A 24,783-nucleotide genomic window follows, 5' to 3' on the forward strand; every position below is an offset into this window, starting at 1 on the left:
CAATATCCGTCGTAAAATTCAGACGTATTTGCTGGCAACTCTGGGGCGCGACAATGACCGATATGGCGCGCGTTCCGCCACGGTTAACGCCCTGCAAAGCCAGTTCCTAAAATTGCCGGCGCGGCCTGCGCCGCGACGGCAGCAAGCTCAAAACAATTCTATGCCGTCATCCGCAGGCTCGACCGTTTCGACCCGGCGGCTGGCCGCGCTCGACGACAGCCCAAGGGCTTGCAAAAAGTCCCGGTGAACGTCGCGCTCGCGCTCCATCGTGTAGCGAGCAAAGAGATCGTCGAGCAGCGCCTCGTCCTGCCGCTGCGGCCGATGCGTGCCCGCGCTGGCGCTCTCGAGGCGCGCGGCGACGGAAGGTAGTGTCGCCGAGCTCTCCCCGAGCGAGTTCATCAGGCCTTGCGCCGAATTCATCAGGCCTTCGAACTCGGCGCCTTCGTCGACGAGACGGGTCATCAATCTGCCGAGCCGTTCGTTGCCGGCTTCGACCTCGCGCAGCGCCTGAAGTATCTGCGGTTCGAGCTTGGCGAGCTGGGTGGGATCGCCCTGGACGCGGAGCTCCTTCAACTCGTTGGCCGACTGCTCGATGCCGTCGAGGATCGGTCGCAGGCGTCCGGCGCCTGCCGAGACCTGATCGGCGGTCGCCTTGAGCTCGTTGGCGATGACGACGAAGGCGCTGCCGCGGCTGCCGAGATGGCTTGCCTTGAGGCCCGCGTTCATGCCGATCAGCGTGATGTCGACCGTGGCTTCGGCGAGACCTGCGATGGCCTGGCGGAATTTGGCCAGCGTCTCCTCGACGACCGCCAGTGCCTCGTCGACCGAACGACCCGCGCTCTCGCAGGTCGCAATCAGGGTCGAGGCATGGGCCAGCGTCTGCTTGATGCGGGCGAGGAACGAGGAGGAGGATCCGTTCTCGGCGCCGAACAGCGAACGGCCGTGATTGACGACACCACCGGCATCATTCAGGATCGCGGACAGCGCCCGGATGATCTCACTGATGTCGCCGCCGAACTCGCGTTGCGCGTCCCTGAGCTGAGCCGCCTGCAACCGGCGGATCGCATGGGCGCCGTCTTCGCTGGCGACGGGCGTGGGGACGAGGCTCGGCTCCGAGCCGGACGACAAGCGCAAGCCGTGACAGACATGTTCGAGGCGCTGCCGCGTGCTGTCGCCGGCCTGCAACGATATGATCGCGCTGCCGACGGCGTCGGCGATCTTCCGCGTGCTGCCGCTGGAGAGATCGGCGAGATGGCTGCTCTTGCTGCGCTGCTCGCGCAGGCCGGAATAGGCTGCACCAAGCTCGGCACTCTCCGCGACCAGCTGGTCACCGTAGCTCTTCTCGAATTCCTTCTGCCTGATGGATGCGGTGACGACGGCCTCCGACAACCGCTGCTGGTCCCGCGCGCAGCCCTCGATCGAGCCCTGCACGGCCTTGCCCAGATCGTAGGCCTCCTGCGTGAAAGCCAGAAAACCCTCGCGATCGCCATCGAGCGACGCCGCCTCGATCCGGGCGCTGCGCGCGATGATGGTGATCATCTGGATATGCTTGAACAGCGGCTTCAGCAGAGCGGACGCTTCCGTCGTGCTCTTGCCGATCATCGCGAGCAGCGCGCTCTCGGCCGGCAGCGCCCGCGCCAGCTCGCTCAGCCGCGCCGCGATCTCCTGCAATGCGGTCGCCGCGCCTTCGATCTCGGCGCCGGAGAGCTCTCCGGAGAGAGACCCCAGCCCCTGATTCAGCTCCTTGAAGATGATGTGACCGCGACCGAGGTCATGACCGACGCCTGAAAACACGTCCTCGATGCGCGACGAGACGCCCTCGACCGCGGCAATCGCATCCGTCAAATGTCCGGCCGGAACGGCAGTCATCGCCATCAACCCGCCGCTGCCGGGTGCCCGGCCTGATACCACTGCATGATCTCGCGCGGGATATGGTTCAGCGAAACCACTTTCTCGACGCCGCCGTGGGCGATGGCCTCCTTGGGCATGCCGAACACCACGCAGCTTTCTTCATCCTGCGCCCGTGTCGAGGCGCCGAGCTTGCGCATCTCCAGCATGCCGCGCGCGCCGTCGTCGCCCATGCCGGTCATGATGACGCCGAGCGCGTTGGCGCCGGCATGCTGGGCGGCCGAGCGAAACAACACGTCGACCGAGGGGCGATGCCGCGACACCGGGGGCCCGTCCTTGATCGCGACCTGGTAACGCAGCCCGATGCGCTGGAGCAGCATGTGGCGGGCACCCGGAGCAATGTAGGCGCAGCCAGGCAATACCGGCTCGCGATCCTCCGCCTCCTTGACGCGGATCTGGCAGATGCTGTCGAGACGCCGTGCGAACGCGGCCGTGAAGCCCGCCGGCATGTGCTGGACGACGAGAATGGGAGGACAGTTCGCCGGCAACATCTCGAGGACGTCGTTGAGCGCTTCAGTTCCGCCCGTCGAGGCTCCGATGCAGACGATGCGCTCGGTCGTCGGCCGGACCTTGCTCTGCACCGGCGGCGGGATGATGGCGTCAGCCGTGAGCTTCTTCTCGATCACCCGCCGTTCCGTGCGCGGCCGCACGCGTGCCCGCGCCGCCGACTTCACGGATTCACGCAAGCGCGTCGAGCATTCGAGCAGCGCCTGACGCGTGTCGACCTTCGGCTTGGGCACGATGTCGACGGCGCCGGCCTCGAACGCCTCGAACATCACGTGCGAGCCCTCCTCCGTCAGCGAGGAGCAGATGATCACCGGGATCGGACGCTGCGCCATGATCTTGCGCAGGAACGTCATGCCGTCCATGCGCGGCATCTCGAGGTCGAGGATCATGACGTCGGGGATCTCGTCCTGGAGGCGCCGTGCCGCAACGAACGGATCGGACGCCGTCGCCATCACCTCGATATCGGGATCTTCGTTCAGGATCGTCTGGAGGATTTGGCGCACCGACGCCGAATCATCCACGATCAGGACGCGAACTTTCTCCCTTGGCATGTTGCAACGCGCTCCCGATCAAACCTGAAAAATGGTCGGCTGAACCTGCTTCAGGCCCGGAACAGAACTGTGGATCATCGACTCGGAGTGTCCGACCAGCAAATACCCGCCCGGCCGCAAATGACTGCAAAGCTGCTCGACGACCTTGCGCTGCGTCGGCTTGTCGAAATAAATCAGCACATTGCGGCAGAAGATCATGTCGACGTCGCGGTCGACGGGATAGGACTGATCCATCAGGTTCATCCGCATGAAATGCGTCATGCGGCGCAGTTCCGGCACCACCCGCACTTCGCCCCGCGATTTGTCGCGCGAGGACAGGAAATACCGCTTCACGAACGGCTCCGGCACCGGTGCCAGCACGTCGCGGGTGTAGATCGCGGTCTTGGCGAGGCGCAGTACCGCCGTCGAGATGTCGGTTCCCAGGACGCGATACTGAAACCGCGATCCGCTCCTGATCATGTCGTCCAGCACCATGGCAACCGTATAGGCCTCCATGCCGGTGGAGCTCGCCGAGCTCCAGACCTTCAGGTTTGCGCTTCTGCGGCCGTGCGACTTGAGCAGCGCGGGGATAGCGATCTCCCGCATGAAGGTGAAATGCTGCGGCTCGCGGAAGAAGTCGGTCTTGTTGGTCGTCACCACATCGATCAGATGGGTGAGCTCCGCGTCGAAATGGTCGGCCTCGAACAGGTTCTCGACATATTCGTTGAGGTCGGAGAAGTTCAGGGCGCGCACACGCTTGTGCAGGCGCCCCTCCAGCATCAGCCGCTTGCCCTGCGGCAGCTTGATGCCGACCTGGCCCTCGATCAGTTCGGCAATGGTGCGGAAATGGCGGTCCGACAAATGCACGGCCGTATCCTGCAAGGCGAGCATCATGGCCGCCAGCCCCGGTCCCGAAGGCCCGCATGCACTTGATATCGGGCCATCAGGGCCATTTTGAATCCTACGCGTTTACGCGACAGCAGACGAGGACCGCCCGCAGCAAAGGAGCGGACCTGCCCGCGAAAGATCTCAGCGCTGAAAATCGGCGTCCCGATCGTCCTCACCGTCGTTCATGTCGAAGGCAAAACCGCCCCCGCCCGCGACCTTCATGGCGCGCGCCGGCTTGGCTGGCTGCTTCTTGGTGGGACGCTCGGCTGCCGCCATGGTCGCAGCCTTGGCGCGGAGCTGCGTGACGGCCCGGTCGACCGACGCCGGCGCCTGGCTCCTGCCGCCCTGCTCGATGCGGAAATAGGCGATCGTCGATTGCAGTTGCTCGGCCTGCGAGGCGAGCTCTTCCGAGGTCGAGGAGACCTGCTCGGAGGCGCTGGCGTTCTGCTGACCGACCTTGTCGAGCTGCTGGATCGCCTGGTTGATCTGGGAGGAGCCGACGTCCTGCTCGCGGCAGGCGGCGGTGATTTCCTGCACCAACTCGGCCGTCTTCTTGATATCGGGCACGAGCTTCGCCAGCATCGAGCCGGCTTCCTGCGCGACCTTCACGGTCTCGCTTGACAGCGTACCGATATCGGCCGCGGCAGCCTGGCTGCGCTCGGCGAGCTTGCGCACTTCGGATGCGACCACGGCAAAGCCCTTGCCGTGCTCGCCGGCGCGGGCGGCCTCGACCGCCGCGTTGAGCGCGAGCAGGTCGGTCTGGCGCGCGATCTCCTGCACGATGGTGATCTTCTCGGCGATGGTCTGCATTGCCTCGACGGCGCGGCCAACCGCAGCACCGCTGGCCTCGGCATCCTTGGCCGACTGCGCCGCGATCTTCTCGGTCTGGTTGGCGTTGTCGGCGTTCTGCTTCACGTTGGAAGCCATCTCCTCCATCGAGGACGAGGCTTCCTCGGCCGACGAGGCCTGCTCGGTCGCGCCCTGCGAGAGCTGCTCGGCGCTGGCAGAGAGCTCCTGGCTGCCGGCCGAGACGTTCTGCGCCGCCGTGAGCGCCTCGGAGACGATCTGCCGGAGCCTTTGGACCATGCGTTCCAGCGCAAGGCCGAGCGTGTCCTTGTCCGACAGCGGCTTCGCCTCGACGGTGAGGTTGCCTTGCGCGATCTCGTTGGCGACGGCCGCGGTCGCGTTCAGGTTCTTGGTCATCGCGTTCAGCGAGGTGATGAGATCGCCGATCTCGTCGTTGCTGGAAACGTCGATCTTCTTGCTGAGATCGCCGATGGCAACCGCGTCGGCCAGCCCGACCGCGCTGGCAAGCGCACGGCTGATGCCGATCGCGATCCAGGTCGCGGCCATCGCGCCGATCACCAGCGAGGCGAGGATCAGGCTGATCAGCATGATCTCGGCACGATTGCCTTCGACCCTGGCCTCCTCGCTCTCTGCCGCCATCTGCTTTTTGACGTACTCGATGTACTCCTTCGCGGCGTTGAGCGCGGGCGTCATGGCCTTGAGCCCTTCGGTCATCGAATTCTCGGCCGCCTTGACCTTATCCTGCTTGGCCAGCTTCAACGTCTGATCCTGCACCGCGTTGGCGCTGACGTAGGCGGCGCCGAACTTGTCGAGCAGCTTCTTGCCGTCCTCGCTCGCACCGACATAGACGTCGTTCTTGATCTTCACCACGCGCTCGCGCGCTTCGGCGATGAGGATGACGAACTTGTCCTGATCCGCGTCGGTCGGCGCGAGGATCGCATTCTTCTCGGCGCGCACTTGAAGCAGCGCATTTTCCTGCAAGTCCGCCACCTTGGCGAGGCGCGCGGCCCGTGCCGACAAATGTTCGGCAGTCCCGACGGTGTCGTTGAGCTTCAGATAGGCGACACCGCCGGCAATCATCGACAACAGGATGACGACGCCGAATGCGCTCGCAAGCTTCGCTTTGACGGTAAATCTCATGATCGGCCCCGGTCTTCGAATTGTTGAATTGAATTGCTTACGCGCGACAAACTGCGAATTCAGGCCGCAAAGGACGCATCCAACCGCGCGGCACTTCCTTCCGTCATCCCGTCCGCGGCCATCAACCTGGCGAGGTCGAAGATGACGACGAACTTTTCGCCCTTGCGGCCGATACCGGCGGCGTAATCGGACTGCCATTTGCCGCCGACTTCGGGGATCGGCTCGATCGCCTGCTCGTCGATGTCGGTCACCTCGAACACGCAGTCGGCCACAAAGCCGACGCCGACCAGGCGGTCATTCATCGGCACGTCGAGGATGATGATGCGGGTCGCCTCGGTGGCCGCCACGGCCGGCAGGCCGAGCTTGGTGCGGAGATCCACGATTGGATATCCCGCGCCGCGCACATCGATCATGCCGAGCAGGAAGTTCGGCGCATGCGGCAGGCGCGAGATCGGCCGCATGTCCAGGATTTCCCGCACGTTGCGGATGCTGATGCCGAACGTCTCGCCGGCGAGCCCGAGCGTCAGATATTGCGAGGTTGCGGCCATTTCCTCAGTCCAGGTCAGATGGTTCTAGATGTCAGCGTTGAAACTCGGCGTCGCGATCGTCTTCGCCGTCCTGCATGTCGAAGGCGAAGCCGCCGCCATTGGCGACCTTTGCCGCGCGCGCCGGCTTGCGAACGGGCACGGGCTTCTTCGCGCCGCGATCCGCCGCCTGCATCTGCCCCGCCTTGCTGCGAAGCTGGGTGACGGCGCGGTCGATCGGCGCGGACGCTACGGCCTCGCTCCGCCCGGCTTGCTCGATGCGGAAGAACGAGATGGTCGATTGCAGCTGCTCGGCCTGCGAGGCGAGCTCTTCCGAGGTCGAAGACACCTGCTCGGAGGCGCTGGCGTTCTGCTGGCCGACCTTGTCGAGCTGCTGGATCGCCTGGTTGATCTGCGAGGAGCCGACGTCCTGCTCGCGGCAGGCGGCGGTGATTTCCTGGACCAACTCGGCCGTCTTCTTGATGTCGGGCACGAGCTTCGACAGCATGGAGCCGGCTTCCTGCGCGACCTTCACGGTCTCGCTCGACAGCGTGCCGATGTCGGCGGCGGCAGCCTGGCTGCGCTCGGCGAGCTTGCGCACTTCGGAGGCGACCACGGCAAAGCCTTTGCCATGCTCGCCGGCGCGGGCGGCTTCGACTGCGGCGTTGAGGGCCAGCAGGTCGGTCTGGCGCGCGATCTCCTGCACGATGGTGATCTTCTCGGCGATGGTCTGCATGGCTTCGACGGCACGGCCGACGGCGACGCCGCTGGCTTCCGCGTCCTTGGCCGACTGCGCCGCGATCTTCTCGGTCTGGTTGGCGTTGTCGGCGTTCTGCTTCACGTTGGAAGCCATCTCCTCCATCGAGGACGAGGCTTCCTCGGCCGACGAGGCCTGCTCGGTCGCGCCCTGCGAGAGCTGCTCGGCGCTGGCCGAGAGCTCCTGGCTGCCGGCCGAGACGTTCTGCGCGGCGGTGAGCGCCTCCTGGACGATCTGTCTGAGCTTCCCGACCATGCCGTTCAACGATTTGACGAGATCGCCGACCTCGTCATTGCTCGTAACATTGATCGTCTGACCGAGGTCGCCGCTCGCGACCGCACCAGCGAGAGCGACGGCACGTCCGAGCGCCCGGCTGATCGAGATCGAGATCCACAGCGCCGCGGCGATCGCAATCGCAAGCGAGATTGCGATCAGGGCCATCAACATGAGCTGGGCCTGGTGGCCTTCTTCCTTCGACTGGACGGCCTGCTCGGCCATCTGCTTCTTGGTGTTCCCCACATAGGCACCCACGGCGTCGAGCGCGTCCGCGACCACCTTGCGGCCTTCGCCGGCGGAGCGTTCGGTTGCCTTGACCTTGTCTACCTTCGCTACACGGATGGTCTCTTCCTGGTAGGCATTCATCTTGCCGAGTGTGACGGCGAAGGTATCCAGCAGTTTCTTGCCTTGTTCGCTTGCGAGGGCATAGACCTCGTCCTTGGTCTTCAGCGTCTGCTCACGGCGGGTGGCGGCGTCCGTGACATCCTGCTCGTATTCGTTCCCTTCAGCCAGGATGGAATTCTTTTCGGCCCGTAGCTGAAGCAGGATGAGCTTCTCGATCTCGGCCGCCTTCTCCATTCGCTTGGCGCGCAGCACCATGCTGTCGGCGGTCGTCATCATGTCGCCGAGCTTCATGTAGGCGACGCCGCCTGCGACCATTGACAGGACGATGACCAGACCGAACGCGCTGGCAAGCTTTGCCTTGACCGTGAATCTCATATTCAGCCCCTTAAACCCAGTCTCGCCCCGAGACCTCGTTTCAATTCAGAATGCGTTCCATGTTCGGAACGATGACGAACTCTTCACGCCATTTCGCAATGAAGCGAATGAACTCCGGCTTCCAGTGCATGCCGACGCGCGGTGTCTGCTGCACGTCGGTCTGCGAGATCTCCGTGACTTCATAGACCTTGTCGGCGGTGACGCCGACCAGAACCGGCTCGTTGTCGAGCTCGATCTCGATGACCACGATGCGCGTGTCGGCGGAATCGTCGAGCTGCGGCATGCCGAAACGGATGCGCAAGTCAGCAAGCGGAATGACGTTGCCGCGGACATTGATCACGCTGGGAACGAACGCCCGCGCACCCGCCACCTTGGTCACGGGCACGGGGTCGATGATCTCGCGCACGAGGCCGGCGTCGAGCGCGAATTTTTCCTCGCCGAGGCCGATCATGACGACCTGCATCGCGTCGGCCCGGTGTTCGGCCACCTGTCCCTCGGTCATTACGCAGCCTCGCTGATATGCTGTTTCTCGACCTTCGACTGCGCCAGCGTGACGAGCTGTGCGACGTCGAGGATCAGCGCCGCCGTGCCGTCGCCCAGGATGGTCGCGCCGGAGAAGATGGTGACGTCCGAATGCAGCTTGGAGAGCGATTTGATCACGGTCTGGTGGTTGCCGATGATCTGATCGGCGACCAGGCCGACATGAGTCTCGCCGGTCGAAATGATAATCGTCTTCTGGTGCCGGTCAGGCGTACCCGAGGACGACATGATCTCGCGCAGGCGCAGGAAAGGCACGAGGTTACCGCGCACGTTGAGGAAGTTGCGGCCACGGGAGCGCTCGTCCTCGGCGGTCAGCTCGATGCATTCCTCCACCGCCGACAGCGGAATGATGTAGCGGCCCTCGCCGACGCGGATCAGGAGACCTTCGATGATCGCGAGCGTCAGGGGCAGACGCAGGGTCACGATGGTGCCCTGGCCCGGCTTGGTCGACAGGTCGATCGAGCCGCGCATGTTCTCGATGGTGCGCTTGACGACGTCCATGCCGACGCCGCGACCTGATAGCGCCGAAATGGTCTGCGCGGTCGAGAAGCCCGGATGGAACAGGAACTGGTGGATCTCGTGATCCGAGAGCACGGCGCCGGCGGCGATCAGGCCCTGCTCTTCGGCCTTGGCGCGGATGCGCGCGGTGTTGAGGCCGCCGCCATTGTCCTTCACGGTGACGAGCACCTGTGCACCGGAATGCACGGCCGCGAGCTCGATGCGGCCCTGCTCGGTCTTGCCGTTGGCAGTGCGGGTCGCCGTGTCCTCGATACCGTGGTCGATCGCGTTGCGGATCAGGTGCACCAGCGGATCGGCCAGGCACTCGATCATGGTCTTGTCGAGCTCGGTATCCTCGCCCGTCGTGACGAACTCGACCGGCTTCGACAGGTCGCGCGACAGATCGTGGATCAGGCGGCGGAAGCGGCCGAACAGCGAGCCGATCGGCACCATGCGCGCGCCCATCGTGGTATCGCGCAGGGACGAGGCAAGCCGTTCGATCTCCTCGGCGATCATCTTGATCGAGAGATCGGAGCCGGAAGCCGCAAGCTGGGTCAGCCGTGCCTGGGCGATGACGAGCTCGCCGACGCGGTCCATCAGCTCGTCGAGGCGCTCGGCCTGGACGCGGACCGTGGCGATACCGCGATCGTCGCGCTTGGCTTCGGCCTTCGGTTCGGGCTTGGGTTCGGGCTTGGGTTCGGCTTTGGGCTCCGCTTTCGCGACGGGCTGTACGGCAACTGGCGCGGCAACAGCTTCAACCAACGGTACGGGCATCTCGACGACCGGAGCTGGCTCCTCGTCGAGGAGTTGGAACACCGGAGCCGGCGCCGGCGCTTCGATATGCTCCAGCGGCGCGAGCGTCAGCTTCATCTCGTCCGAGACGAACATGAAGACGTCGTCGATCGCCGCCTTGTCGCAGGCCGCGTGCAGCTTGACGTCCCATTTGAGATAGCAGTCTTCCGGCTCCATCTCGTCGAGGAACGGGATGCCGTCGGTCACGGGAACGACGAAGCAGGGTCCGAGCTTGCAGAGATCTTCCAGCAGATCGAGCGGGTTCGAACCGTTGCGAAGGATGTGGGATTCGAATTCCAGGGTGAGATGCCAGCCGGCCTGCCTGCTCTCGACGGGCGCGAGCGGCGGCGCTTCGACGATCTCGGCCACGGCCGCACCGGGCTGATCCGACGAGACGAAACGCTTGAGGTCGTCGAGGATGGCTTCGCCGATGATGTCGTCGGTCGACTGCGGATCCTCGATCAACGCGCGGATATAGTCCTTGGCGGCGAGCGCGACCGAGATCAGCTCCTGGGTCGGCTTGATCTCGCCCTTACGGACGCGGTCGAACGCAGTCTCGAACTCGTGGGTGAAGGACGCGACCTTGTCGAAGCCGAACATCGCGCCCGATCCCTTGATCGTATGCAGGGCGCGGAAGGCGGAATCGACCAGCTCGCGGTCGTCGGGACGCTGGCCGAGGTCGAGCAGAGCCCCTTCCAGGACTTCGAAGAGCTCGCTGGCTTCCTGACGGAAGACCTCGGTCGGGTCCAACGCACTCATGCGCGCACCAGTTTTGCGACGACGGCGAGCAATTGCTCAGGCTTGAACGGCTTGGTGATCCATCCCGTCGCGCCGGCACTCTTGGCCTCCTGCTTCACCGTATCGTTGGATTCGGTGGTGAGGAACACGATGGGCATGCCGACCGCGCTCGGCAGCTTGCGAAGCGCCTTGATCAGCTCCAGCCCGTTCATGACGGGCATGTTGAGGTCGGTGATGACGAGGTCGAGCTTGCCGGCCTGAGCCTTGGCGAGCCCTTGAGCGCCGTCGCCGGCCTCGATGACGTTGTGACCGGCGGGCTCGAGCACGACCTTGATCATCTGACGGATGCTGGGAGAGTCGTCGACCGTGAGAATCGTGGCCATTAGATGCCATCTTTCTTTTGCGGGAAGTGCTGATCGATCATCGCTTCACTGGCGAAGCCGGCGCGGCGAAGGGTGTTGCGCAGAGACTGGGAAAAGGACGTCAGGACCACCGGGCGGCCTTGAGCATCGCCGGTCTTGGCAGCCGACAGCAGAAGCTGGATCGAGGTCACGTCGGCCTTGTCGACGCTGGAGCAATCGATCTCGAGCCGATCCTGCCGACCGAACGCTTCGCGGATCAAATCATAGACGCTGCGGATCGCGGCAATGCTGCAATCGGCGGGCAGCCGCAGGGACCACTTCGGCTCGGTCACATCAGACGACATTCGTCCCCCAATTCCCTCGGGGCTCACTGCACGCATGGCGCGAATCCCGCACGATGACTATTCGCGTCGGAGAGTATGCAAACCCCTAACGGAGTGACCCGTACAACTACGGGTCACAAGTCGAAGAATCTCGCGTATGCATGCAAGCGTGCACGGTGAGCTCAAATTTCATGCGTTGCGCATAACGTCGAAGCAGCTCGCCGCGGGCCGCATGTTTGCTCCACGTTAAATCACGGGAGCTATTGGTTGAGCTTCACGCCTCGCCATCCGAACGAGTCCGGCCGCCGATGCTGACCCAAGCGCTTCTGGTTGATGACAGCCGCTCCGTCCTCAATTTCCTGAAACGTCTCATCGAAGCGGAAGGCCTCGTTGAGGCCACAACCTTCCTCGATCCCGTCGAAGCGCTGGCTTGCGCGCGCGAGCGTGTGTTCGATCTCGTACTGGTCGACTACGAGATGCCGCACATGGACGGCATCAGCTTCATCCGCACGCTGCGCACGCTGCCCGGCTGCGCCGACATTCCGATCGCGATGATCACGTCGCGGCAGACCGACGACGTCAAGATGGAAGCGCTGCAGGCGGGTGCAACCGATTTCCTGCCCAAGGCGCCGCAGAGCGTCGAGATGACGGTGCGCCTGCGGAATTTGATTCAGCTTGGTGCAGCCGTACGCAAGCTCAACGATCGTGCTGCACATCTGGCGAGCGAAGTCGCGGCCGCAACGCGCAAGCTCGGCGAGCGCGAGGAAGAGATCATCCTGCGCCTCGCGCTCGCGGTCGAGTATCGCGACAACGACACCGGCGAGCACACGCTGCGGGTCGCCCGCTACAGCCGCATCATCGCCGAGCAGCTCGGCCTCCCGGCCCGTCTCTGCCGGGACATCTATCTCGCGGCGCCCCTGCACGACGTTGGCAAGGTCGCCATTCCCGACAACATCCTGCTCAAGCCCGGCAGGCTGACCGACCAGGAGATGGCCGTCATCCGCACCCACGCCACGATCGGCGAAAGGATCCTGGCCGACTCCGGCTGCGAGCTGATCCAGCTCGGTGCGCAAATCGCCGCAGGCCATCACGAGCGCTGGGATGGCGGCGGCTATCCAAACGGCCTGATGGCAGACCAGATCCCGGTCCCGGCGCGCGTGGTCGCGGTCGCCGACGTCTTTGACGCCCTGACGACCCGGCGCCCATATAAAGAGCCAATGCCGCTGGACGTGGCGCGCGACTATCTGGCCCAGAACGCGGGACGGCAGTTCGACCCGGCCTGTGTCGAAGCTTTCCTGTCGCGCTGGGATGAAGTGGTCGGGATCGCCACCGGGCAAGCGACGCTCCCGCAGCAGACATCCGAGGCCGCCCTTTCACCCTTTATATCAGGGCCGGCCGGCAGCCCCGACCAGGACTGCGCGCCCGACGCGGCCGCGGCGGCGGTCTGACATCGCGCCTGGCCAGAGTTTGCCGCGGCGCCCTTTTCTGTCATCACAGGCTTGAACCCGTTCCTGCTAGGCTGCACCAACACCAAGAGTGATTCTGATCACACTTGGCTCGGCCATCCCCTGCTAGGCTCGCGCCGGGACGTGGTTCGGTCACACACCGTTCGAACTGGAAGAGACAGTCATGAGAACCTTGATCAGCGCCATCGTCGGCGCGATTTGCCTCGCCGCCCCCGCCGTCGCGGAGACACCGGCCGCGATCGTCGAGGACGTCCAGGGCAAGGTCGACGGCATCGAATTCATGGACTACGTGGCGCCAGGCAAGATCATCAAGCTCGGCCCCAAGGCCGGCGTCACGCTCAGCTATCTGAAATCCTGCCTGCGCGAAACCATCACCGAAGGAGTGGTGCTGGTCGGCGCCGAGCAAAGCACGGTGCAACTCGGCAATGTCCAGCGCGTCAAGGTGCCGTGCGATGCCAACGCCACGCAGCTCTCCGAGCGCGAGGCGAACCAGAGCGCGGCAACCACGTTTCGCACCATGCGAGCGGACACCAATCGCGCGCCGGCGAAACTGCCGACCATCTACGGCACCGCGCCGCTGATCCAGGCCAAGAGCGGCAGCACACTGGTGATCGAACGCACCGACGGCAAGGAGCCCGAGATCAGCGTGCCGCTCAAGGGCAACATCATGGTCGCCGGGAAATTCTTCGACCTCTCGAAGGCCGGAAAATCGCTGACGCCGGGCGGCAGCTATCTCGCGAAACTCGGCAACAAGCGCTACACTTTCCAGGTCGATGCCGCCGCCACCGCGTCACCGACGCCGATCATCGGGCGTCTGCTGCGGCTCGAATAGACCGATAGCGACAGCAACGATGCGGCGGATCGGCAGGCGGGACATCGTTGCAGCGATCGTGATCGCGCTCATCACGGGCGCGGCGTTCACCTCGCCACCGCTCCAGGCGCTGCAGGGGCTCTCACTCGACATTCTCACGGCGTTGCGCTGGACGCTGGTCGGCGACAGCCGCGATCCCGCGACATCGCCGGTCGTCGTCGTGGCCATTGACGGGGAGACCTACGACACCCCGCCTTTCAAAGGGTCCCCGACGCAGACCTGGACGCGTGAGGTCGGCCGGGTGCTCGGCAGCATCACCGAGGGCGGCGCCAAAGTCATCGGCTACGATGTCATCTTCAAGAATTCGATCGAGCAATCGGACATTCCTTTTGGCGACGCTCCGGTCGGTGCGCGGCTGAAAGGATTTGACCGCGACTATCTGATCGCGCTGCGCAAGCTATCCGACAGCGGCAAGCTGGTGCTCGGCGAGGTCCTCAGCAACGACCATCCGGAGTCGCCCTTCCCGGCCCAGCGGCTTGCGGTGAAGAACAATGTTCGCGCCCTCAACGTCTACACCGACCCCGATGACGTGATCCGTCGGATGCCGCTGAGCTTTTCCATCGCGGGCCAGCAAGTGCCTGCCATGGCCGTCGAACTCGCCTCGCGCGCGCTGGGTGCAAAGCCGGAGACCGGTGCAAGCGGCGCGACGAATTTGTCGGGCTACGCGATTCCGAGCGCAGTCCCCAACACGATGACGCTCAACTTTCGCGGCATGGGCCGCGACATTCCGGCCTATTCCTTCGCCGATTTGCGCGCCTGCGTCGAGAAGGGAGACATGGACTTCTTCCGCCGCGCCTTCGACGGCAAGGTCGTGCTGCTGGGCAGCATCCTCACCTTCGATGACCGCAAGCTCACCTCGATGCGCCTGGCCCGCGATTATGACGGAACACGGGGATCGCGATGTGCCTTGCCCACGCCTGCGAATGCCGAGCCAATGGCCCGCAGCGGGATCGCGGGCGTCTTCGTCCATGCCACGGTCGTACGAAACCTGATCGAGCATGATGCCGTCACCGAGCTCGGCTTCGCGCAGCGTTCGCTCCTGGCGATCATCTTCGCGGCGATCATGGCTTGCGCCGCCTGCATGCTGGCGCCGGGCGGCGCCCTGATCGCCTGGCTGGCGCTGTCCGCCGCCTACACGGCCATCGCCGTCGGCGCCTTCGTCCACGCATTTGCGCTCCCCCTGACCGAGCCGGTGCTCGCAGGCCTGACCGCCATCGCGATGATGATCGGCTACCGCTTCGTGATCGCCGACCGTGAGGAGCGCTTCCTGCGCAAGAGCTTTGCGTTCTACCTCGCGCCCGAGGTGATCGACAGCATGGTTACGTCCGGCAAGATGCCCGCGCTCGGCGGCGAGATGCGTGACATCACCATGTTTTTCTCGGACCTGGCCGGCTTCTCCTCGATTGCCGAGAAGATGACGCCGGGCGAGCTGGTCGCATTGATGAACGACTATCTGTCGGCGATGACAGACATCATCGAAAGCCATGGCGGCTATGTGGACAAATATATCGGCGATTCCATCGTCGCGATATTTGGCGCGCCGGCCGACGATCCCGACCATGCGCGGCACGCTGTCGCGGCCGCGCTGCAATGTCGCGACCGACTCGAGGAGCTCAACGACAGCCATCCCGCGTTCCGGGAGCGCGGCCTTGCTCATCGCATCGGGCTGAACAGCGGCGAGGCCGTGGTCGGCAACATCGGCTCTCGCCGGCGCTTCAACTACACCGTCATGAGCGACACGGTGAACCTGGCTTCGCGGCTCGAAGGCGCCAACAAATATTATGGCAGCGTGATCATGGCGTCCGAGGCAACTGTCAATCAAAGCCGCAGCGCATACACCTGGCGCGAGCTCGACCTTGTCAAGGTACAAGGGCGCGACGAGCCGATCCGGGTGTACGAGCCGCTCGCCGAGAAGAACAAGGAAACGCAGGAGCAAGGCATGCGCGCGGCGACGTACGCCAGCGGACTTGCGTCCTGGCGCGCGCGCGACTTCGCGAAGGCCGCCGAGCTGTTCGAAAGCGCCGCCGGCGATGATCCGCCGTGCCGACATTTTGCCAGGCGTGCGCGGGTCCTGGCCGGCAATCCACCGCCGATCGATTGGACGCCGGTGAATACGCTGGAAGGCAAGTAGCAGCCCGAGCTACGCGCGCCGGTGCACCCTCTCCCCTTGCGGGAGAGGGTGGCTCGCCGCATAGCGGCGAGACGGGTGAGGGGCTCTGTCCGCGAGTTCAACTCTCATTTGAGCATGCGCAGGGATACCCCTCATCCGGCGCTTCGCGCCACCTTCTCCCACAGGGGGAGAAGGGATCACGCCAAGTTAAAACGGCAGCCCCACATAGTTCTCCGCGAGCAACCGCTGCGCGGTCTCGGACGAGAAGAGGTATTCGAGCTCGGTCTGCTGGAGCCGGTCTTCATACTCGGAGCGATCGGGGAAGCGGTGCAGCATCATCGTCATCCACCACGAGAAACGTTGCGCCTTCCAGATCCGCGCCAAGGCCTTGGCGGAATAACCTTTCAGCCCGGAATCGTCACCGCCCTGATAATGCGCGAGCATGGCGTGGTAGAGATAATAGATGTCGGAGGCGGCACTGTTCAGCCCGCGCGCGCCGGTCGGTGGCACGATGTGCGCGGCGTCGCCGGCGAGGAACAGGCGGCCATAGCTCATCGGCTCCGCGACGAAGCTGCGCAGTGGCGCGATGCTTTTCTCGATCGAGGGACCGGTGATCAATCGTGCGGCAACATGGTCCGGCAGGCGACGCTTCAGCTCCGCCCAGAAAGAGTCGTCCGACCAATCCTCGACCTTGTCGGTCAGCGGCACCTGGACGTAATAGCGGCTCAGCACCTGTGAGCGCAGCGAGCAGAGCGCGAAACCGCGTTCGTGCTTCACATAGATCAGCTCCGGCGACACCGGCTTGGTGCGTGACAGCACCCCCAGCCAGCCGAACGGGTAGACCTTCTCATATTCGCGCAACACGTCCTTCGGGATCGACTTGCGGCTGACGCCGTGAAATCCGTCGGCACCGACGACATAATCGCAATCGACGCGAACGGTCGCGCCGTCCGCGCGATACGTCACGTAGGGCCGGTCGGAGGTCAGATCATGCGGTGTCACGTCCTCGGCATTGTGCACGACCTTGCCGTTCAGCCGATCGCGCGCCTCGTAGAGATCGCGCGTCAGCTCGGTCTGGCCGTAGACCAGCACCGAATTGCCGCCGGAATGCTTGTGCAGATCGATATGAGAGAGCGCGCCGTCATGAGCGATCTCGAAACCGTTGTGGATCTCACCCTCGCGGTCCATCCGCTCGCCGCATTGCGCTTCGCGCATCAGCCTGGCAAAGCCGTGCTCGAGCACGCCGGCACGGATGCGGGCCAGCACGTGCTCGCGGCTGTATTTCTCCAGCACGATGGTGTCGATGCCCTTCAGGTGCAGGAGCTGGGACAGCAACAGCCCGGACGGCCCACCGCCGATGATGCAGACCTGAACTTTCATTTTTCCGTCCTCCCGTCGGTACTTTTTTGCAGATTTCGCAAGCACGACCGATGGAGGGTTTCGCCATTGTCTTGTACTATTCGAACATGAAGACCACAGCCCCCGCCCCGGCGATCCGGGTCTACAATCTGTTCGGCGAAGCCGGCGACCTGCCTGACGTCGTCCATTGCGAGACGATTGCGTCCCGCTCGGTGCTGCATGACTGGACGCTGGCCGTGCACCGGCATGCGCGGCTGCACCAGGTGCTGCTGATCGAGCGCGGCGGCGGCGAAGCGACGCTCGAAGGCCGCGTGGTTCCCTTGAAGCCGATGCAGATCGTCAACGTGCCGGTCGGCCATGTCCATGGATTCCGCTTCATTCCGGGGACACAGGGCTGGGTGCTGACCATCGCGGCGGAGATCATGGACGAGGCGCTGCTCGCCGCCGAGGGCCTGCGCGGCGTGCTGTCTCGATCCGCGGTCGTTCGCGGCACACCGCAGATCCGAGCGACCATGAAGCAGATCTTTGCCGAGCACGCCGCGCGCGATTTCGGCCGCGCACATGTGCTGCGCGCGTTGTCGGCGGCCATGGTCGGCCTCGTTGCCCGTGCGCTTGCGGGCGAAAGCGGCGGCAGTAGCAATGCCGAGACAGATCTGTTCCGCCGCTTCGAAGCCTTGCTCGAACAGCATCATCTGGAGCGCTGGACAGTGGCGGACTACGCGACATCGCTGGCGATCACACCGACCCATCTCAACCGCGTCACCCGCGCGGCGACCGGCGACACCGCCTCGCACCTGATCCTGAATCGCCTGATCCGCGAGGCCCGCCGCAACCTCGTCTATACCAATCTGCCGGTCTCGGCGATCGCCTACGCGCTCGGCTTCGAGGACCCCGCCTATTTCAGCCGGATCTATGCCGCAGCCACCGGCCTGTCGCCGCGCGCCTTTCGCGCGCAGCTCCACGGCGACGAGGGTTGATCCGCGCGCTATCGGTGCGCTCGTTCTGCCGCATCGTCTTCAGGGTGCCTCTTCTCGTAGTGCAGGAAGAGATCCAGCAGCGCCAGGAGCAGGATGGCGATCCCGAAGCCGATGCTCAGATGCATCGCGCGCGTGTGCGGAAATCCGATCACCCAGGGCGATGCGATGAGCCAGACGCCCATCAGGACGTTGATCCATTCCTCCCAGTCCCGGTAAGCGATGATGGCCGCCAGCGAGAGCACGACGATGATCGCACTGGTGACCCAGAGGTCGATCTTGCCCTGGCTGTTGGTCAGCTTGAACAGCCACGGCGAGATGAACAGAACGGCCGCGAGAAACAGGTTGTAGACGTCGGGCGCCGTTTCGCGCTCTTGCAACTTGCTCATGACTCAGCCTCCGCGAGGAGCCTGTCGAAGCAAAGACCGTGAGGCGATTTTGTTCCTGGCCAGCAGCAACCCGTGGCCTAGACTTTTGTCGCACTCAGGAGCCGAAGCGGCGGCGATAGTCCTGCGGTATAGTCGCAAGCACGCGCAAAAAGCTCCGGCGCATGGTCTCTTCGGACCCGAAGCCGCAGCTCTGCGATATTCGCTTCACCGGCAGGCGCGTCTCCGACAGCATACGCCGCGCAGCCTCCACGCGCAGCCGCTCGATGGCGCGCTGTGGCGTCAATCCGGTGGCCTTGGCGTAATGGCGGCTGAAGCTGCGTTCGCTCATGCCGGCCTCGCGCGCCAATCTGGGCAGCGACAGATCGCTGGCAAGATGCTTGCCGATCCAGTCGTGCAGCGCGCCGAACTCATCTTCGGCGGATTGCAGCGACAGCGCCTCGCTGAATTGCGCCTGCCCGCCCGGCCGTTTGAGGAAGACGACGAGGTAACGTGCGACCGCGAGTGCAGTGGTGCGGCCAAGGTCCTCCTCGACCAGGGCCAGCGCCAGGTCGATGCCCGCCGTGACGCCGGCTGACGTCCAGATCGTGCCGTCGCGGACGAAGATCGGATCGGACTCGACGCGTATCGCGGGAAAGCGCCGCGCGAGATCGGCGCAGTACGACCAATGCGTCACCGCCCGTCGTCCATCGAGCACACCGGACGCGCCGAGCAGGAATGCGCCGGTGCAAACCGACGCAACCCGCCGCGCCTTCTTCGTGCGATGCCGCAACCAATCGAGCAACGCCGGATCCGACGCCGCGAGGTCAACGCCCGGGCCGCCCGCAACCACCAGCGTGTCCAGCGTGCTCGCACTGCGCGGAAGCGGTTCTGTCGCGATCTCCAGCCCCGACGAGGCCACGACTCTCGTCCGATCCTTTGCCACGACGCGAAGCACATAAGGCGGCGTTCCGCCGGCCTCCACGATCTGCTCGTTGGCGGTCGCGAACACCTGGAGCGGCCCCGTGACATCGAGCAACTGCACCGACGGATAGGCCAGCACTTCGATCGCCCGCGCGGAACTCCGCGCCGGGCGCGAAACGGAATTTGGCGAGAACCGAGGGGTCTTTGGCATTTGCGCCATAGCGTGCCTCGCTAGATTGCGCCTGTCCAGCACCGAGTTGAGAGCAAACCCATGATCCCGCACGACACCCATCTGCAAATCGGATCCCTGCTGTTCGACGGCCTCGACCAGATCGACCTCACCGGCCCCTTCGAGGTGCTGTCGCGCATTCCGAACGCGACTCATCGCATCTACGCCAAGACGATGGTTCCCGTGCGCGACGTCAAAGGCCTGCGCCTCGCACCCGATGCGACGCTTGCCGATTCTCCGCAGCTCGATGTGCTTCACGATCCCGGCGGCTTTGGCCAAGAAGCCGCGATGGACGACGAGGAAATCCTGGCTTGGCTGCAGAAGCAGGTCGCGGGCGCCGGCCACATTTTCTCCGTCTGCACCGGTGCCCTGCTGCTCGGCGCGGCTGGCCTGTTGCGCGAACGCCGGGCGACGACGCATTGGGCCTCGTTTCACCTGTTGCCGCTGTTCGGCGCTACTCCCGTCAATGAACGGGTCGTCGTCGACGGCAACTGGATCTTCGCTGCCGGAGTCACCGCGGGAATTGACGGTGCCCTGTGGCTCGCAGCCGAGCTCCGCGGCGGCGACGCCGCACGTGCGATCCAGCTCTACATGCAGTACGCGCCGGAACCGCCATTCGACAGTGGCACGCCGGAACGCGCCCCGCGCCCAATCCTCGCCCAGGCGAAACGAGCAGTCGCCGGCATTACCGCACAGCGCGAAGCGACGGCCCGGCGCGTTGCGGCGCGGCTCGGGATCAGCGCGCCCAATCTCTAATTCGCAACACTCATATCGACCGACCGAAGGAGAATAGCATGAGCACGAAAACCTTTACCAAGACTGCGCCGCCGGAATGGCTGCTCGCGATGTGGAAGGAGATCGACGACAAGACCTTCGGCAAGGGTTTCGACTGCTTCGCCGAAGACGCCATCTGCAATCTCGGCGTCGCCGACTGGCACGGTCGCGAAGCGATCCGCAACAATCTGCGCCAGTTCATCGACCGCGGCTTCACGGCGCTCCACGACGTCGTCGAGTTCTGGGATAGCCCGGAGCTGAAAATATTCCACGGCAAGGTCGCGATGCGCTTCGACGACCCCAGTATCGCGCCGGTCAGGCCAACAATGGTCCATTTCTTCTATATGGACGAAAAGGACCGCACCAAGGTCAGGCACTGGATCGGCGCTGTGGGGCCGACCGGCTTCTAGCTTCACGGATAGCAACAGAAGCGGCCCCATCTTCGGATGGGGCCGCTTCACCGCATAGATGAGGTCGATCAGACGTCGAAGAACACCGTCTCGTCCGGCCCCTGCAGATTGATCGTAAAGGAATACACGACCTTTCCTGCGCGCTCGCCGCGCTTGGCGATCAGTGTCGCGCGGCGCACCGGCTGCTCGATCAGGTTCAGAACGGGATCGGTGGCGTTGGCGGCCTCTTCGTCGGAGAAATAGAGCCGCGTGTTGAGACCGATATTGATGCCGCGCGCGACGATCCAGACGTTGACGTGCGGCGCGCATTTGCGCCCTGCCTTGTCGGTGATCGCGCCCGGCTTGATGGTCTCGAACGTCACCAATCCGCTCTCGAAATCCGAGCCGCCGCGGCCCCAGCCGCGGAAATCCCGATCCAGCACGCCGGCGGAGCGATCGGCCGGATGATTGTAGCGGCCGGCCGCGTTGGCCTGCCAGATCTCGAGCAGCACGTCGCGCAGCGGAGAGCCGGTGCCGTCGAGCACCTTGCCCTCCAGCGTGATGCGCTCGCCTTGCGTATCCGGCGTCACCAGAACGTTGGAAAAGTTCTTCTCGAAGATGTCGAAGCCCGCCATGGCCGGGATCAGGCCGATATGGACGTAGGGCCCGGCGGTCTGCGAGGCGGTTTCCTTGAGATAGTTGAGCGGCTGCGGCATGTGCTCAGTTCCCTTCGGGACGATTTTCGAAATAGGTGGAGCGCTGACCGCGCAGCACGATGTCGAAGCGGTAGGCGAGCGAGTCGAATGGCGTCGAGGCATTGAGGTCGAGCGGCGCGACCAGACGGTCGAGCGCGTCCTTGTCGGGAATCGTCGTCAGGATCGGGCAGATCGGGATCAGCGGATCACCCTCGAAATACATCTGCGTGATCAGGCGCTGCGCAAAGCCGGAGCCGAACACCGAGAAGTGGATGTGGGCGGGGCGCCAGCTGTTGACGAAGTTGCGCCAAGGATAGGGGCCGGGCTTCACGGTGCGGAAATAATAGTAGCCGGTGTCGTCGGTCAGCGCGCGGCCGCAGCCGCCGAAGTTCGGATCGATCGGCGCCAGATAGGTGTCCTTCTTGTGCCGGTAGCGGCCGCCGGCATTGGCCTGCCAGAATTCGACCAGCGTGTTCGGCACGCCGCGGCCGGTCTCGTCGAGCACGCGGCCATGGACGATGATACGCTCGCCGACGGGATCGCCGTCCTTGGCGTAGTTGCGGATCAGATCGTTGTCGAGCGGCCCGAGATCATTGTGGCCGAACACCGGCCCCGTGATCTCCGAGACCGAGGTCTCGATCGACAACAGCGACTGGCGCGGCGAACGCAGCACCGAGGATTTGTAGCCGGGCGCATAGGCGGGCGGATGGATGGTGCGGTCGCGCTGGAAAAAGCCGCCGTCACGCGGCGTGAACGGCTCGGGGCTGTTGAGGCGGGGATCCCTTAAGGCTGGCGCCTGGACATTCATCGGCGTTGTCTCTCCCTTGGATGCGCCGGATTCCGGCGCGCGGCTTATCGGCAAATCATGGGCCCGCCTATTCCACAAATAAATAGATCAATTATAATGCATTACATGAAGAAAATCGATCATTTGGCCCTCGACGGCCACGACCTCGAACTGTTCCTGGCCGTGCTCGAGGAGGGCTCTGTGACGGCAGCCGCGACGCGTCTCGACCTGACGCAATCGGCCGTCAGCCACGGCCTGAACAAGCTGCGGCGGATCGTGGGCGATCCGCTGTTCGCGAAATCCGGCCGGGGCATTGTCGCAACCGCCCATGCCCAGGCGCTGGCCACGAAGGCTCGCGCACTGATCGACGAGATGCGCAGCTTCGCCGGGGGCGTCACGTTCGAGCCCGCGAGCGCGCAACTGTCGTTGACGATTGCCGCCAACGATTTCCAGCGCGACCTGCTGTTGCCGCGCTTCTTCGGTCATGTCGCCGCGCGGGTAAAAAGCCTGAACCTGCGCGTGATCCCGTCGCAATCGCCCTCGCCCGCGATGCTACGCGAGAATCGCTGCGACCTCATGATCACGCCGCTGCCGCCTGTTGGCATCGACATCGTGCAAAAGCGCCTGCTGCGGGATCATTACGTCTGCTACTACGATGCCACGATGCGCGCGGCTCCGGCCAGCCGCGGCTTCTATCTCGCAGCGCGTCACATCACCGTCGTCTACACGGACAATGAGCGGCTCGATTTCGACCGCCGGCTCGCAGCGAACGGCTTCCACCGCGACATCGCCATCTCGGTGCCGAGCTTCACCGGCGTGCCGTCGTTCCTGCGCGGCTCGCAGATGCTGGCGAGCATGCCGAGCCTGCTCGCCTCGGGCGTGATGCGTGGCTTCGCGCAGACGCGGATTCCGCTCGCCTCCCGCACGCGCATGCTGGCCGAACTGCCGATGTTCATGGTCTGGCACCAGCGCTACCAGAAGGACCCGGCCCATCGCTGGGTTCGAAGCCAGCTCGAGACCGTCGCGGCGACGGCAGCCGGCGACTGAGCCCCTGCTGCAAATCCGTGGAAGCCAGCCCCTCGCGGAACCCACTGGTTGCTTCGTGACGGGCACGCTAGAATTGCTCCATGACAGTGACCGACATTGCGAGCCGAACCTATAATCACAGCTGGCGGCTGGATCCCATCATCCGCAGCCTGTTGGATACGGATTTCTATAAGCTATTGATGTTACAAATGATTCGGGAGGATTACCCCGATCAAAGAGTGACCTTTTCGGTCATCAACCGTTCGCGCCATGTGCGGCTCGCCGAGATCATCGACGAAGGCGAGCTGCGCGCCCAGCTCGATCATGCCCGCACCATCCGCTTCACCAAGAAGGAGCTGATCTGGCTCGCCGGTAACACCTTCTACGGCAAGACCCACATGTTCTCGGCGGACTTCATCCGCTGGCTCGCCGAATTCCGCCTTCCCGAATACGAGCTGCGCAAGGTCGAGGGCCAGTACGAGCTGCATTTCCACGGGCCCTGGACCCACACCTCGATGTGGGAGATTCCGGCGCTCGCCATCCTCAACGAGCTACGCTCGCGCGCGGCCTTCAAGGGCCGCGGCCGCTTCGAGCTGGACGTGCTCTACGCCCGCGCCAAGGCCAAGCTGTGGACCAAGGTGGAGCGGCTGCGCAAGCTGGAGAATTTGCGGCTGTCCGACTTCGGCACCCGCCGCCGCCACGGTTTTCTCTGGCAACGCTGGTGCGTGGAGGCGGTGAAGGAAGGGCTGGGCCCTTCGTTCATCGGAACGTCCAACGTGCTGCTGGCAATGGACAACGACCTCGAAGCGATCGGCACCAATGCGCACGAGCTGCCGATGGTCGCGGCCGCGCTCGCCAAGGACGACGAGGAACTGCGCTGGGCGCCCTATCGCATCCTCGACCAGTGGCGCCAGACCTATGGCGGCAATCTTCTGATCGCACTTCCGGACGCTTTCGGCACCAAGGCTTTCCTGCGCGATGCGCCGGAATGGGTTGCCGACTGGACCGGCTTCCGCCCCGACAGTGCGCCGCCGATCCAGGCCGGCGAAGAGATCGTCGCGTGGTGGCAGAAGAAGGGCCGCAATCCCAAGGACAAGCTGCTCGTCTTCTCCGACGCCATGGACGTCGGCTCGATCGAGGAGACCTATCACCACTTCGCCGGTCGCGTGCGGCTCTCGTTCGGCTGGGGTACCAACCTCACCAACGATTTTGTCGGCTGTGCGCCGGACGGCTCGTTCAACCTCGATCCGATCTCGCTGGTGTGCAAGGTGTCGTCGGTCGACGGACATCCGGCCGTCAAGCTCTCCGACAATCCGGAGAAGGCGACCGGGATGCCCTCGGAGATCGAGCGCTATTTGCGCGTGTTCGGCGATGCCGGACGCGTGCGCCAGCCGGTACTGGTCTAGCGCCAAGCTGAAATTCTCTCGATCGAGTTAATCGCGAAGGCCGAATGCGCGGCGTTGGCGCGCAAGTTCCGGCTGAGTGGCATTTGCTACGATCTGCG

23 protein-coding genes are annotated in these 24,783 nt (G+C 64.4%); 8 read left to right on the forward strand and 15 right to left on the reverse strand.

The annotated features are described in order from the left end of the window. Positions 1 to 147: 147 nt before the first annotated feature. The 10 genes from XH91_RS27745 to XH91_RS27790 form a co-directional block, all read right to left on the reverse strand. A complete protein-coding gene (locus tag XH91_RS27745; RefSeq protein WP_128953537.1) occupies positions 148 to 1,869 on the reverse strand; it encodes a methyl-accepting chemotaxis domain-containing protein in 1,722 nt (573 codons plus the stop codon). Between the two features lie 5 nt (positions 1,870 to 1,874). Further along, on the reverse strand, positions 1,875 to 2,966 hold the full coding sequence (locus XH91_RS27750; RefSeq protein WP_128953538.1) for a protein-glutamate methylesterase/protein-glutamine glutaminase: 1,092 nt from the start codon (positions 2,964 to 2,966) through the stop codon (positions 1,875 to 1,877). Between the two features lie 18 nt (positions 2,967 to 2,984). Further along, entirely contained in the window at positions 2,985 to 3,839 is an 855-nt protein-coding gene (locus tag XH91_RS27755; RefSeq protein ID WP_128953539.1) for a CheR family methyltransferase, read from the reverse strand. Between the two features lie 135 nt (positions 3,840 to 3,974). Continuing rightward, positions 3,975 to 5,780 (reverse strand): methyl-accepting chemotaxis protein, encoded by a 1,806-nt coding sequence (locus tag XH91_RS27760; protein ID WP_128953540.1) that lies wholly within the window; start codon positions 5,778 to 5,780, stop codon positions 3,975 to 3,977. A gap of 59 nt (positions 5,781 to 5,839) precedes the next feature. After that, entirely contained in the window at positions 5,840 to 6,328 is a 489-nt protein-coding gene (locus tag XH91_RS27765) for a chemotaxis protein CheW (protein ID WP_128953541.1), read from the reverse strand. A 31-nt stretch (positions 6,329 to 6,359) separates the two neighbouring features. After that, a complete protein-coding gene (locus XH91_RS27770; protein ID WP_128953542.1) occupies positions 6,360 to 8,057 on the reverse strand; it encodes a methyl-accepting chemotaxis protein in 1,698 nt (565 codons plus the stop codon). A 40-nt stretch (positions 8,058 to 8,097) separates the two neighbouring features. Further along, entirely contained in the window at positions 8,098 to 8,559 is a 462-nt protein-coding gene (locus XH91_RS27775) for a chemotaxis protein CheW (RefSeq protein ID WP_128953543.1), read from the reverse strand. Further along, positions 8,559 to 10,646 carry a chemotaxis protein CheA gene (locus XH91_RS27780; RefSeq protein WP_128953544.1) on the reverse strand — a complete coding sequence of 696 codons (2,088 nt, stop codon included), beginning with the start codon at positions 10,644 to 10,646 and terminating at the stop codon, positions 8,559 to 8,561. Before XH91_RS27780 ends, XH91_RS27775 begins: the two co-directional genes overlap by 1 nt. Then, positions 10,643 to 11,008 carry a response regulator gene (locus XH91_RS27785; RefSeq protein WP_128953545.1) on the reverse strand — a complete coding sequence of 122 codons (366 nt, stop codon included), beginning with the start codon at positions 11,006 to 11,008 and terminating at the stop codon, positions 10,643 to 10,645. The genes XH91_RS27780 and XH91_RS27785 overlap by 4 nt, the downstream gene beginning before the upstream one ends. Next, positions 11,008 to 11,331, reverse strand: a complete 324-nt coding sequence (locus tag XH91_RS27790) for an STAS domain-containing protein (protein WP_128953546.1) — start codon at positions 11,329 to 11,331, stop codon at positions 11,008 to 11,010. The genes XH91_RS27785 and XH91_RS27790 overlap by 1 nt, the downstream gene beginning before the upstream one ends. Positions 11,332 to 11,618: 287 nt before the next feature. On the opposite strand from XH91_RS27790, the gene XH91_RS27795 reads away from it, so the two are divergent. The 3 genes from XH91_RS27795 to XH91_RS27805 all read left to right on the forward strand — a co-directional run bounded on the left by XH91_RS27795 (position 11,619) and on the right by XH91_RS27805 (position 15,778). After that, positions 11,619 to 12,758, forward strand: coding sequence for an HD domain-containing phosphohydrolase (locus tag XH91_RS27795; protein WP_128953547.1), 1,140 nt, complete (start codon positions 11,619 to 11,621; stop codon positions 12,756 to 12,758). 181 nt (positions 12,759 to 12,939) lie between these two features. After that, positions 12,940 to 13,608 (forward strand): hypothetical protein, encoded by a 669-nt coding sequence (locus XH91_RS27800; protein WP_128953548.1) that lies wholly within the window; start codon positions 12,940 to 12,942, stop codon positions 13,606 to 13,608. 19 nt (positions 13,609 to 13,627) lie between these two features. Then, the gene (locus XH91_RS27805) at positions 13,628 to 15,778 is read left to right on the forward strand and encodes an adenylate/guanylate cyclase domain-containing protein (RefSeq protein WP_128953549.1); all 2,151 of its coding nucleotides are present in this window, start codon (positions 13,628 to 13,630) and stop codon (positions 15,776 to 15,778) included. A 186-nt stretch (positions 15,779 to 15,964) separates the two neighbouring features. Here XH91_RS27805 and pobA read toward each other — a convergent pair whose 3' ends face one another. Further along, positions 15,965 to 17,137 (reverse strand): 4-hydroxybenzoate 3-monooxygenase, encoded by a 1,173-nt coding sequence (gene pobA, locus XH91_RS27810; protein ID WP_128953550.1) that lies wholly within the window; start codon positions 17,135 to 17,137, stop codon positions 15,965 to 15,967. 50 nt (positions 17,138 to 17,187) lie between these two features. On the opposite strand from pobA, the gene XH91_RS27815 reads away from it, so the two are divergent. Continuing rightward, entirely contained in the window at positions 17,188 to 18,093 is a 906-nt protein-coding gene (locus XH91_RS27815) for a helix-turn-helix domain-containing protein (RefSeq protein WP_128953551.1), read from the forward strand. Between the two features lie 8 nt (positions 18,094 to 18,101). Here XH91_RS27815 and XH91_RS27820 read toward each other — a convergent pair whose 3' ends face one another. Further along, positions 18,102 to 18,479 carry an SPW repeat protein gene (locus XH91_RS27820; protein WP_128953552.1) on the reverse strand — a complete coding sequence of 126 codons (378 nt, stop codon included), beginning with the start codon at positions 18,477 to 18,479 and terminating at the stop codon, positions 18,102 to 18,104. A 94-nt stretch (positions 18,480 to 18,573) separates the two neighbouring features. Continuing rightward, entirely contained in the window at positions 18,574 to 19,524 is a 951-nt protein-coding gene (locus tag XH91_RS27825; protein ID WP_430648561.1) for a GlxA family transcriptional regulator, read from the reverse strand. Between the two features lie 126 nt (positions 19,525 to 19,650). Between XH91_RS27825 and XH91_RS27830 the strand changes: the two genes are divergently transcribed. Together XH91_RS27830 and XH91_RS27835 are read left to right on the forward strand one after the other, a co-directional pair. Then, positions 19,651 to 20,364 carry a DJ-1/PfpI family protein gene (locus XH91_RS27830; protein WP_128953554.1) on the forward strand — a complete coding sequence of 238 codons (714 nt, stop codon included), beginning with the start codon at positions 19,651 to 19,653 and terminating at the stop codon, positions 20,362 to 20,364. Positions 20,365 to 20,402: 38 nt separating this feature from the next. After that, positions 20,403 to 20,792: a nuclear transport factor 2 family protein gene (locus tag XH91_RS27835; protein WP_128953555.1), complete on the forward strand. Its 390-nt coding sequence runs from the start codon at positions 20,403 to 20,405 to the stop codon at positions 20,790 to 20,792. Between the two features lie 68 nt (positions 20,793 to 20,860). Here XH91_RS27835 and pcaG read toward each other — a convergent pair whose 3' ends face one another. Together pcaG and pcaH are read right to left on the reverse strand one after the other, a co-directional pair. Then, a complete protein-coding gene (gene pcaG, locus XH91_RS27840; RefSeq protein ID WP_128953556.1) occupies positions 20,861 to 21,487 on the reverse strand; it encodes a protocatechuate 3,4-dioxygenase subunit alpha in 627 nt (208 codons plus the stop codon). A 4-nt stretch (positions 21,488 to 21,491) separates the two neighbouring features. Further along, entirely contained in the window at positions 21,492 to 22,274 is a 783-nt protein-coding gene (pcaH, locus tag XH91_RS27845; RefSeq protein WP_128953557.1) for a protocatechuate 3,4-dioxygenase subunit beta, read from the reverse strand. 96 nt (positions 22,275 to 22,370) lie between these two features. Between pcaH and XH91_RS27850 the strand changes: the two genes are divergently transcribed. Beyond that, on the forward strand, positions 22,371 to 23,300 hold the full coding sequence (locus XH91_RS27850) for a LysR family transcriptional regulator (RefSeq protein WP_164934087.1): 930 nt from the start codon (positions 22,371 to 22,373) through the stop codon (positions 23,298 to 23,300). An 80-nt stretch (positions 23,301 to 23,380) separates the two neighbouring features. Continuing rightward, positions 23,381 to 24,685: a nicotinate phosphoribosyltransferase gene (gene pncB / locus XH91_RS27855; protein ID WP_128953559.1), complete on the forward strand. Its 1,305-nt coding sequence runs from the start codon at positions 23,381 to 23,383 to the stop codon at positions 24,683 to 24,685. The last annotated feature ends 98 nt before the right edge of the window (positions 24,686 to 24,783 follow it).

The sequence above is a fragment of the Bradyrhizobium guangzhouense genome, assembly GCF_004114955.1.
GTDB classification, from domain to species: domain Bacteria; phylum Pseudomonadota; class Alphaproteobacteria; order Rhizobiales; family Xanthobacteraceae; genus Bradyrhizobium; species Bradyrhizobium guangzhouense.

Coding starts and splice junctions, on each gene's coding strand:
- XH91_RS27745 (WP_128953537.1), bottom strand. CDS start 1,869: ATGACTGCCGTTCCGGCCGGACATTTGACGGATGCGATTGCCGCGGTC.
- XH91_RS27750 (WP_128953538.1), bottom strand. CDS start 2,966: ATGCCAAGGGAGAAAGTTCGCGTCCTGATCGTGGATGATTCGGCGTCG.
- XH91_RS27755 (WP_128953539.1), bottom strand. CDS start 3,839: ATGATGCTCGCCTTGCAGGATACGGCCGTGCATTTGTCGGACCGCCAT.
- XH91_RS27760 (WP_128953540.1), bottom strand. CDS start 5,780: ATGAGATTTACCGTCAAAGCGAAGCTTGCGAGCGCATTCGGCGTCGTC.
- XH91_RS27765 (WP_128953541.1), bottom strand. CDS start 6,328: ATGGCCGCAACCTCGCAATATCTGACGCTCGGGCTCGCCGGCGAGACG.
- XH91_RS27770 (WP_128953542.1), bottom strand. CDS start 8,057: ATGAGATTCACGGTCAAGGCAAAGCTTGCCAGCGCGTTCGGTCTGGTC.
- XH91_RS27775 (WP_128953543.1), bottom strand. CDS start 8,559: ATGACCGAGGGACAGGTGGCCGAACACCGGGCCGACGCGATGCAGGTC.
- XH91_RS27780 (WP_128953544.1), bottom strand. CDS start 10,646: ATGAGTGCGTTGGACCCGACCGAGGTCTTCCGTCAGGAAGCCAGCGAG.
- XH91_RS27785 (WP_128953545.1), bottom strand. CDS start 11,008: ATGGCCACGATTCTCACGGTCGACGACTCTCCCAGCATCCGTCAGATG.
- XH91_RS27790 (WP_128953546.1), bottom strand. CDS start 11,331: ATGTCGTCTGATGTGACCGAGCCGAAGTGGTCCCTGCGGCTGCCCGCC.
- XH91_RS27795 (WP_128953547.1), top strand. CDS start 11,619: ATGCTGACCCAAGCGCTTCTGGTTGATGACAGCCGCTCCGTCCTCAAT.
- XH91_RS27800 (WP_128953548.1), top strand. CDS start 12,940: ATGAGAACCTTGATCAGCGCCATCGTCGGCGCGATTTGCCTCGCCGCC.
- XH91_RS27805 (WP_128953549.1), top strand. CDS start 13,628: ATGCGGCGGATCGGCAGGCGGGACATCGTTGCAGCGATCGTGATCGCG.
- pobA (WP_128953550.1), bottom strand. CDS start 17,137: ATGAAAGTTCAGGTCTGCATCATCGGCGGTGGGCCGTCCGGGCTGTTG.
- XH91_RS27815 (WP_128953551.1), top strand. CDS start 17,188: ATGGAGGGTTTCGCCATTGTCTTGTACTATTCGAACATGAAGACCACA.
- XH91_RS27820 (WP_128953552.1), bottom strand. CDS start 18,479: ATGAGCAAGTTGCAAGAGCGCGAAACGGCGCCCGACGTCTACAACCTG.
- XH91_RS27830 (WP_128953554.1), top strand. CDS start 19,651: ATGATCCCGCACGACACCCATCTGCAAATCGGATCCCTGCTGTTCGAC.
- XH91_RS27835 (WP_128953555.1), top strand. CDS start 20,403: ATGAGCACGAAAACCTTTACCAAGACTGCGCCGCCGGAATGGCTGCTC.
- pcaG (WP_128953556.1), bottom strand. CDS start 21,487: ATGCCGCAGCCGCTCAACTATCTCAAGGAAACCGCCTCGCAGACCGCC.
- pcaH (WP_128953557.1), bottom strand. CDS start 22,274: ATGAATGTCCAGGCGCCAGCCTTAAGGGATCCCCGCCTCAACAGCCCC.
- XH91_RS27850 (WP_164934087.1), top strand. CDS start 22,371: ATGCATTACATGAAGAAAATCGATCATTTGGCCCTCGACGGCCACGAC.
- pncB (WP_128953559.1), top strand. CDS start 23,381: ATGACAGTGACCGACATTGCGAGCCGAACCTATAATCACAGCTGGCGG.